Raw genomic sequence first — 8886 nt, 5'->3', positions numbered from 1 at the left:
AGAGAAGAAAAGAGAAAAGAAAAAAAAAAGAAAAAAAAAAAGAAAAGANTGGAGAAACTCAGCCGGTACCTTTCCCATAGCCTGATTCTTTCTTGATAAGATACTTTTCGTTTTTTAGCTACTTTTAAGTATTCCTTTCTAGCAATTTTTCTAGAAGTTCTCGGCTTTTTTCTCAATTTCACTCTTAATGGTTTATAAAGATTATCTATTATTCTTTCTGTCTCAATTCTGGCTTGATTTAATATGCCTAAATCCGTTGGGTATTTGATGTCTGCTGGCGCACAAGTCGCATCTAAAATTAGTTTACCTTTGTTTTTTATTTTTTCTCCTTTTTCTTGGAGACAATCCTTTTTTTTTACTTCTTTATCACTCTTGTCTATTTCTCTTTTTACTATTTTTTTATTGATTTTGTTTATCAATTCTCCATCAATTCTTTTCCTAAAATGAACTAGCATTGAAGATTCCAGTGGTGGCTCTTGTTGATAACAATTTAAACCTATAAAGTATTGTAGATAGGGATTTTCTCTAATCTGTTCTATAGTTTCTCTATCACTTGTTCCTAATTTTTCCTTAATAATTAATGTCCCTAATGCCATTCTAAATAGTTTGGCTGGCGCACCTTTTTCTGCTGAAAAAAGTTTAGCATATTCTTCCTCAAAATCATCCCAAGGTATCAACTCTGCCATGATTACCCAACGATTATTGGGGGACAATTTGCCCTCGAAAGGTAATTCAAATTTTTCTGGGGGCGGTAAAGGTTGCTCCTCTTTTCGATACATTTGTTCTTGACCAACAACTGGGAGGTGTTTCTACCAATTATAGCGGTTTGTAGCCGACAAAGCTGATCTTTTTTGCGATCGCGAATATGGGTGTAACCTTTTAAAGAATAGGGTTTTGCTTTTATTCAGCAAACCCTACTTAAGGAAATTGGCAAAATTATTTCTGTTGACATGAGACACTCCTTGTATTAATAAATTTTAATTAATTTAGTAGGATAAACTCGGTGCTTGATAGAGATAGAAATCATCAACCAATTGTTTCAAGATAAAATCAGCTACATCAGCATGATTAATTGTCAATGTTGATGTCTTATCTGTTCCTGGAAAACCGTGACGATACTGGCCTGTAAGTTCACCCTCTATAAAAGCTGCGGGGCGAATAATCGTCCAATCTAAACCACTATTTTGTACCATGTCTTCTTGTATTTGATGGTCTGCAAACACCTTACGCAAAATAAAGCCAAACATAACATATTTCCAGTAAAAATTGAGACTTCCCCAACTCTCACCAACTCCTAAAGTTGTTTGACAAATCAACCGTTTCATTGCACATTTTTTCATAGCTTCAATAATGTTTTGAGTTCCTTGTGAGCGAACCTTACCGCTTAACTTTTTCCCAGAACCCAAGGTACAAAGCACTATATCTTGTCCTTGTAGTGCTTGTTCTACCCTTGCGCTGTCCATGACATCTCCCTGAAATAGTTGCAGTTTAGGGTGCTTAATCTGGAGTTTGAGGGGGTTTCTTGCAAAAGCTATCACCTCATGGCCTTGTTCGAGTGCCTGTTTTACCACCTGTTGACCGACATTACCAGTTGCGCCAAATACTACGAGTTTCATGATTTAATATCTCATTTCGTAACAACACTTTCAGCTTAGAGATTTTCTCGTCACGAAACTATCTGCTTCTTGCTTTACTTGAACATTCTTGCTCTCAATTTTCATTTTTTTGCATACAATTAAGTAGGTAGGCAAAAATAAACGCCAGTTCGTAGTAAGTCCTTTAGGACTAGAAAACAAGTCCGTAGTGAAGGCTTTAGCCTTCACTACGGACTTTTCTATTTTATCTTTAATTACACCTACCTACTTAACCCATAAACTGCAAAGCATGGGCTGGCAAAAAAGAAGCAACAGTGGAAAACATTCTAGTTGAACATCTTAAAAACCCCCCAGGAGAGGGTAACTATGTTTGTGAGGATAGACATACCGTGTTTATATATCTCTCTCAACGTCCTCTTGAATATTTGCAGATTCAGGATGGTGTTACCTATAACGGTTTATATCGTCCTGGGGAAATATTGATTACCCCTGCTAATGTACCTTTATTTGTTCGATGGAAGGGTCAAGAAAATTGTTTACAGATTCAGATCAAAACCGAATTTTTCCATAATATTGCTCAAGAAACCATCAATGTTGATAGTAACTTGTTTCAACTTATGCCTCAATTTCAGGTTAATGATTCTCGTCTTCAAGGGATAACTAAGATGCTTTTTGAAGAATGTCAACAAGAAATTTCCAATAATCAACTTTATCTTGACTCCTTAGCTAATATTTTAGCTGTTAATCTTGTCCGACATCATGGCACAACTAAACCAGTTGTACCTGTTTATCAAGGAGGTTTATCACCCTATCAACTAAGCCAAGTTTTTGATTATGTTGATGCTCATCTTGACCAAAATATTAAACTAGAAAACTTAGCTAAATTGCTTGATCTCAGTCAATTTCATTTTAGTCGTTTATTCAAGCAGTCTCTTGGTTTATCTCCTTATCAATATTTAATCGAGCAACGCATAGAACGGGCTAAGCAATTATTAAAAGAAACTAATCAATCTATTCTCGATATTGCTTTAAATTGTGGATATAATAGTCATAGTCATTTAAGTAAACAGTTTCGACAAGTAACGGGTATGACTCCCAAAGCTTACCGCATAAATTAGATAACATATAAACTCAAAAGATGGAGGAATAAAAAAGATGGGATTAATTAAAAAAATGGCAGGGTTGATGGGTGTTTCTCTCATGGGGATGCTCTATTTTACTCCCAGTTTAGCCGAAACACCACTGATTGAAGTCAAAGCAGAAAACACTCTGCAAGAAATGCTTAATTATCTTAAAGATCAATCCTCTTTAAAATTTCAAGCAGATGTTGCTCAAGATTTAGTTTTTAGTAATGGTCAAAAAATTCAACTGGGTGCCATAGTTAATCTTAAAGTACGTCGTCCCGATAAACTTAATATTGATTATCAAGGCGATCGCAATCATGTTCGCTTTTATTTTGATGGCAAAACCTTTACTATGGAAGGGTTAACTAACAATGTTTATGCTAACTTTTTAGAACCTTCAGAGGTGGATAACATTAATGCTTTAGTTAGACGAATAGGAGAAAGACTTAATATCACTTTACCCTTGGGAGAAATCATTGCCACAGATAATGATTTAGAAAGCATAAAAAATAGGATTACCAGTGGTGTTTATGTGGGAGAAAGTCGAGTCAATGGAGTTATTTCTCATCATTTAGCTTTTACACAAGATAATCTTGATTGGCAAATTTGGATCGAAAAAGGAGAAAAACCCCTTCCTAGAAAATTAGTGATTACCTATAAACAAGATCCCTCTTCTCCTCAATATTCTGCTATATTATCTAATTGGAACTTTGACCCGATTTCAGAAGAAGATCCTATCTTTTCTTCTCAACCTGCGGATGATGCTGACAAAATTGATTTTCTGATCATACAACCATGAAACTTAAATTAGACTTTTAGTATTATTTCTAAAACAAAATTTCATTATGTTAAATATGAAACAATTAATTACCAAAAAATCACCGATTATTTCCGTTATTTTTACCTTGGTACTAGTTTTAAATTATTCTTTGCCAAGCTATTTTATTGAGGTAGAAGCAAGAGGATTTAGAAGGGGTGGAACCCGTGGTGGTAGTCGAGAGATTAATCGTGGTGGCCGACAGGGATATCGAGAATTTGATCGTGGATATCGTCAAGATAACCGCCAAATTAATCGTGATGGTAGGGATTTTGATCGTGGATATCGTCAAGATAACCGCCAAGGAAACTTTGATGATCGTAGGGAAAATCGACAAGGAAACTTTGATGATCGTCAACAAAATAGACAAGAAAATATCGATAATCGCCAACAAAATAGACAAGAAAATATTGATAATCGCCAAGATTTTAGGAACGATCGCTGGGATGATGTGAATGATTGGCGTAATGATCGTTGGGATTATTGGAATGATTGGAATGACTGGGTAAATACTAGATATTGGGTTGGTTTAGGAGTATCTTTATTAGCGATTCCTGCTACTGCGATCGCTGTTTCTGCTGCTAACCAAGATTATTATTATAATGAGGGGGTTTATATGCAGCCTCAAGGCAATTCTTATGTAGTAGTTTCGGCTCCCATAGGTGCAGTTATATCGAATCTTCCAGAAGGTTATATCCCTGTTTCTGTTAACAATTCAAACTATTATTACTATGGTGGAGCATTTTATCAAGCATCTTCTGGAGGTTATGTTGTTGTACAAGCACCTGTAGGTGCTGTAGTGCCTTTTATTCCTGATGGATATGAGAAAACTCTCATAAGAGGTACAACATATTATCAATATGGAGGAGTTCGTTATCAACCTGTTTATGATGGAGGTAACTTAGTTTATAAAGTAGTTTAATAAGTAATGCGTGAATCTGATTATATTGCCAATACTAAAATTAGTTATAGAAAAGACTATGGACAATTTTTTACACCATCCATAGTCTCTTCTATAATGGCTAAATGGATAACAGAGAATGAACCCAAAACTATCCTAGATCCTGCTTTTGGTTTGGGGGTATTTTATGAAGAAATAAGCAAACTTAGTTTACAATATCAATGGAATTTAACAGCTTATGAAATTGACAATAATATCCTTGACTATTTAGATAATATTCAAGATAATAAAAATATAACTATTCTTAATCAAGACTTTTTAGTATCAGAAATTAATTATTATGATGCAATTATTTGTAACCCTCCTTATATGCGGTTTCAAAAATTTATCAATAGACATAATATATTGCCAAAAATAGAACAGCAAATCGGTAAAAAATTAGTTGGATATTCTAATATTGCTTCTATTTTTCTGATCAAAGCATTACAACAACTCAATAGTAATGGCAGACTTGCTTTTATTCTTCCCTTTGAATTTTTTAATACAGGATATGGCAAAGAAATCAAAAAAACACTGATTGAAAAACATTTATTAAAACAGATCATTATTTTTGCTAACGAAAAAGACATTTTTCCCGATGCAACTACTACCATTTGTATCTTATTCTGTGAAAATAATCAACTTCAACAAGATATCAAGATAACTAATATTAAGACAACTCAAGAAATAAAAGATATATCTAATATTAGTAATTATTATCATCATAAATTAACTAATATTCAATTACCCCATCAGCAAAAATGGACACCGATTATTTTATCTTTAATATCTCCACAAAAAATACCAGAAGGTTTCTGTCAATTATCAGAATATGGTACATTTAAGCGAGGTATTGCTACCGGGGCTAATGATTTCTTTGCTTTGAATAAGAGTATAATTGAACAGTTAGAAATAAATGATAAAAATGTCTGTCTATGTATCACTAAAAGTCATTTAATTAAGCAAACTATTTTTACTGATGACGACTTGGACTTATTGATTAAACAAGATAAACGTATTTACTGTTTAGATGTAAAAGAAAGTAACAGTCAAGCAGTTATAAATTATCTGAAACTAGGAGAAGAAAAAGGATATCATCAAAGATATTTAACAAAAAATAGAAACCCTTGGTATAAACTAGAAAAAAGGGAACCTGCACCCATTTTATTCGGGGTTTTTAATCGTGGAAGACTTAAAGTAATTCGTAACTTTACCACAGCGATAAATTTTACCTGTTATCATGGTTTTTATGCTAATCTCTTAGGACATAATTTAATTGATAAATTGTTTATTTATTTAATTAGTGATCTGGGACAAGAGATTATTAAAATGAATAAAAGAAGCTATGGTAATCAATTAGATAAATTTGAACCACGAGACTTAAACAATGGTTATTGTCCTAATATGAAACAATTTAATTATATTAATCAAAAAGACGTTAATAAAATCATTAAGATTGCTAAAATAGATGAAAAAAAAGCAATCTTGATGAGCAACCACTTAATTAAACAAATAATTAATAGAGAAATTACTAAGTAGGTAGTTAAGGCTTTAGCCTTGATGATGACTATCTTTATGGTCCTAAAGGACTAACTACAAACTTACACAGCCTTCTAGGCTGTAATAAATGGTCTATTTGTGTTACAATCTTTACAACTAAAATATAAATGCTATATGTTAAATAATCAATTAAACTATATTTACTTACACGGATTTGCTTCTAGTTCCCAATCTTTTAAAGCACAAAAATTTCAAGAACTTTTTGCAACTAAAAATATCCCTTTAATTATTCCTGATTTGAATCAAAATGATTTTTATAATTTAACCCTAACTAGACAAATTAAACAAATATCAAGCTATATCGAAAATGAGCCTAATTCTGTTGTTTTAGTTGGCTCAAGCTTAGGCGCATTAGTCTCAGCTTTTATAGCAGAAAAAGAAGAGAAAGTCAAGGGATTGATTTTAATAGCACCTGCTTTTTATTTTTTTAGCCGCTGGTTAGAAAATTTAGATAAAGATACTCTAAATACTTGGAAAGATGAAGGAGAACTACCGATTTATCATTATGGATATGAACAAGAACTACCACTAAGTTACCAATTTATTATTGATGGAAAAAACTATAACGAAACCCTCTTAAAGCGTCCTGTACCCACTTTAATTTTTCATGGAAAAAATGATGAGGTTATTCCGATTCAATCTAGTCATGATTATGCTCAACCTAGAGAATGGGTTAAATTAATAGAATTGGATAGTGATCATTCACTAAATGATAGGATTTCTGACATTTGGAAACAAATTCAAGACTATGGAAAGTTGAGAATTTAAGAAACTGGTAAGGTGATTTACTGAAAAATTCTCAACATGATTGCAAAAATATTATATCCTTTAAGGTTATTTTTTCATACTTTAGGGTTTAATAGAGATTAGGAACATTTAGCATATTGAGAGGAGTTAATCCAAAATAGTGTTTATTCTCAATGGTTACGAATATGTATTAGGTTTTTTACTCGCCTGTAGTTTAATCCCTATTCTCGCCCTAACTGCATCAAAAATCTTACGCCCCAGTGGCGGTGGCCCCGAAAGAGTCACCACCTACGAGTCAGGGATGGAACCCATCGGCGGAGCTTGGATTCAATTCAATATCCGTTATTATATGTTTGCCCTGGTATTTGTGGTATTTGATGTAGAAACCGTCTTTCTTTATCCTTGGGCCGTCGCCTTTAACCGCTTAGGGTTACTGGCATTTGTAGAAGCTTTGGTCTTTATCTCTATTCTAGTAGTTGCCCTCGTTTATGCCTGGCGGAAGGGTGCGTTAGAATGGTCATAAAACTTAGCAATTATCTAAAATCGTAGTTTGTAGATCCATTATTAATCTCTTATGAGTTTGAACACAACTTCCGATCCATCCGCCTTCGAGCAGTTGCAAAAAGAAAAAATCCTTAACCCTGCTGCTCGTAGCCAAGTTACTCAAGATTTGTCAGAAAATATCATCTTAACCACTGTAGATGATCTGCACAACTGGGCAAGATTATCCAGTTTGTGGCCCCTATTGTACGGAACTGCTTGCTGTTTCATCGAATTTGCAGCCCTCATCGGCTCTCGCTTCGATTTTGATCGTTTTGGTCTAGTTCCCCGTTCCAGCCCCCGACAAGCGGATTTACTCATCACTGCGGGTACAGTTACCATGAAGATGGCCCCTGCGTTGGTGCGTCTTTATGAAGAAATGCCCGATCCTAAATACGTCATCGCTATGGGTGCTTGTACCATTACCGGGGGAATGTTTAGCAGTGACTCCACAACCGCAGTGCGTGGTGTAGATAAATTAATTCCTGTGGATGTTTATATTCCTGGTTGTCCTCCCCGTCCCGAAGCCATTTTTGACGCTATTATCAAACTCCGCAAAAAAGTTTCTAACGAAACTATCCAAGAACGGGCTACAGTAATGGAACAAACCCATCGCTACTATAGCACTCCCCACAAGATGAAAGCCGTTTCTCCCATCTTGACAGGGAAATATTTAGCTACACCTACCCGTCAAGCTCCTCCCAAGGAATTGACAGAGGCGATCGGTATAGAAGTTCCCCCTGCTTTATTGTCCCAAAAACAGAAGGAGAAAGCCTAATATGGTTGATGAAAATACCCCAGATAATGCCCCAGAAACCGAAGAAGCGGCCATTGTAGAAGCAGGCCCAGTGTCGGGTTGGTTGACGGAAAATGGTTTTGATCACGATCTTCTCGAACCTGATCATTTAGGGATCGAGTTAGTTAAGGTTTCTCCTGACTTTTTAATCCCCTTATCTACTGCATTGTACGCCTACGGGTTTAATTATTTACAATGTCAAGGAGCTTATGATCTAGGGCCTGGAAAAGAGTTGGTTAGCTTCTATCATTTAGTTAAAGTAACCGATAACTGCGACAAACCTGAAGAAGTGCGCCTTAAGGTTTTTGTACCCAGAGATAACCCTCATATTCCTTCAGTTTATTGGATCTGGAAAGCAGCAGATTGGCAAGAGCGGGAAAGTTATGATATGTATGGCATTATCTACGATGGCCATCCCGATCTTAAACGCATTTTGATGCCGGAAGATTGGGTGGGTTGGCCCTTACGAAAGGATTATGTTTCCCCGGACTTTTACGAGTTACAAGACGCTTATTAAGGTTACTGTCTTGTGTTATCCTTTTTCCCCTCAACTTTGGTTAGGTTGGGGGGAATTTTTATAGTTAGTTCAAAGAAATTTACTTTCTCTCAAATATCATTTTCATTTAATCCTGCATCTTTAAGAATACCTTTTAGTGTTCCTATGGGTAATCTCGATTTCCATGTATTGGGATAACAACAATTGTGGAACATTTCTTTGTAGAGGGGGATCCGCTAGATCGACCTGCAGCATGCAGCTGCATGTCCTT

The 8886-nt window shown here is 35.0% G+C and carries 9 protein-coding genes and 1 pseudogene; 8 read left to right on the top strand and 2 right to left on the bottom strand.

All coding sequences use genetic code 11. The annotated features are described in order from the left end of the window. Nucleotides 1-86 precede the first annotated feature (86 nt). Nucleotides 87-779 (bottom strand): annotated as a pseudogene (locus tag CWATDRAFT_RS27270) (IS5-like element ISCwa2 family transposase); the annotation flags it as partial. 207 nt (nucleotides 780-986) lie between these two features. Beyond that, nucleotides 987-1616: an SDR family oxidoreductase gene (locus tag CWATDRAFT_RS27265; RefSeq protein WP_007308012.1), complete on the bottom strand. Its 630-nt coding sequence runs from the start codon at nucleotides 1614-1616 to the stop codon at nucleotides 987-989. A 293-nt stretch (nucleotides 1617-1909) separates the two neighbouring features. On the opposite strand from CWATDRAFT_RS27265, the gene CWATDRAFT_RS27260 reads away from it, so the two are divergent. From CWATDRAFT_RS27260 to CWATDRAFT_RS27225, 8 genes are all read left to right on the top strand, one after another. Further along, nucleotides 1910-2713, top strand: a complete 804-nt coding sequence (locus tag CWATDRAFT_RS27260) for a helix-turn-helix domain-containing protein (protein ID WP_007308013.1) — start codon at nucleotides 1910-1912, stop codon at nucleotides 2711-2713. A 37-nt stretch (nucleotides 2714-2750) separates the two neighbouring features. Then, a complete protein-coding gene (locus CWATDRAFT_RS27255; protein WP_007308014.1) occupies nucleotides 2751-3518 on the top strand; it encodes a DUF2092 domain-containing protein in 768 nt (255 codons plus the stop codon). A gap of 46 nt (nucleotides 3519-3564) precedes the next feature. Continuing rightward, nucleotides 3565-4458 (top strand): DUF6515 family protein, encoded by an 894-nt coding sequence (locus tag CWATDRAFT_RS27250; RefSeq protein WP_007308015.1) that lies wholly within the window; start codon nucleotides 3565-3567, stop codon nucleotides 4456-4458. A gap of 6 nt (nucleotides 4459-4464) precedes the next feature. Further along, nucleotides 4465-6015, top strand: a complete 1551-nt coding sequence (locus CWATDRAFT_RS27245; RefSeq protein WP_007308016.1) for an HsdM family class I SAM-dependent methyltransferase — start codon at nucleotides 4465-4467, stop codon at nucleotides 6013-6015. A gap of 135 nt (nucleotides 6016-6150) precedes the next feature. Next, complete coding sequence (locus CWATDRAFT_RS27240) at nucleotides 6151-6804, top strand: YqiA/YcfP family alpha/beta fold hydrolase (protein WP_007313016.1); 654 nt, start codon at nucleotides 6151-6153, stop codon at nucleotides 6802-6804. A 139-nt stretch (nucleotides 6805-6943) separates the two neighbouring features. Continuing rightward, the gene (locus CWATDRAFT_RS27235; RefSeq protein WP_007308018.1) at nucleotides 6944-7306 is read left to right on the top strand and encodes an NAD(P)H-quinone oxidoreductase subunit 3; all 363 of its coding nucleotides are present in this window, start codon (nucleotides 6944-6946) and stop codon (nucleotides 7304-7306) included. A 51-nt stretch (nucleotides 7307-7357) separates the two neighbouring features. Beyond that, entirely contained in the window at nucleotides 7358-8101 is a 744-nt protein-coding gene (ndhK, locus tag CWATDRAFT_RS27230) for a photosynthetic/respiratory NAD(P)H-quinone oxidoreductase subunit K (RefSeq protein ID WP_007308019.1), read from the top strand. 1 nt (nucleotide 8102) lies between these two features. Next, complete coding sequence (locus CWATDRAFT_RS27225) at nucleotides 8103-8636, top strand: NAD(P)H-quinone oxidoreductase subunit J (RefSeq protein WP_007308020.1); 534 nt, start codon at nucleotides 8103-8105, stop codon at nucleotides 8634-8636. Nucleotides 8637-8886 lie beyond the last annotated feature (250 nt).

Origin of the sequence: Crocosphaera watsonii WH 8501 (genome assembly GCF_000167195.1) — a bacterium.
Lineage (GTDB): Bacteria > Cyanobacteriota > Cyanobacteriia > Cyanobacteriales > Microcystaceae > Crocosphaera > Crocosphaera watsonii.
Note: the sequence above shows the minus strand (reverse complement) of the source record. Positions and strands in the feature narration are given on the sequence as shown.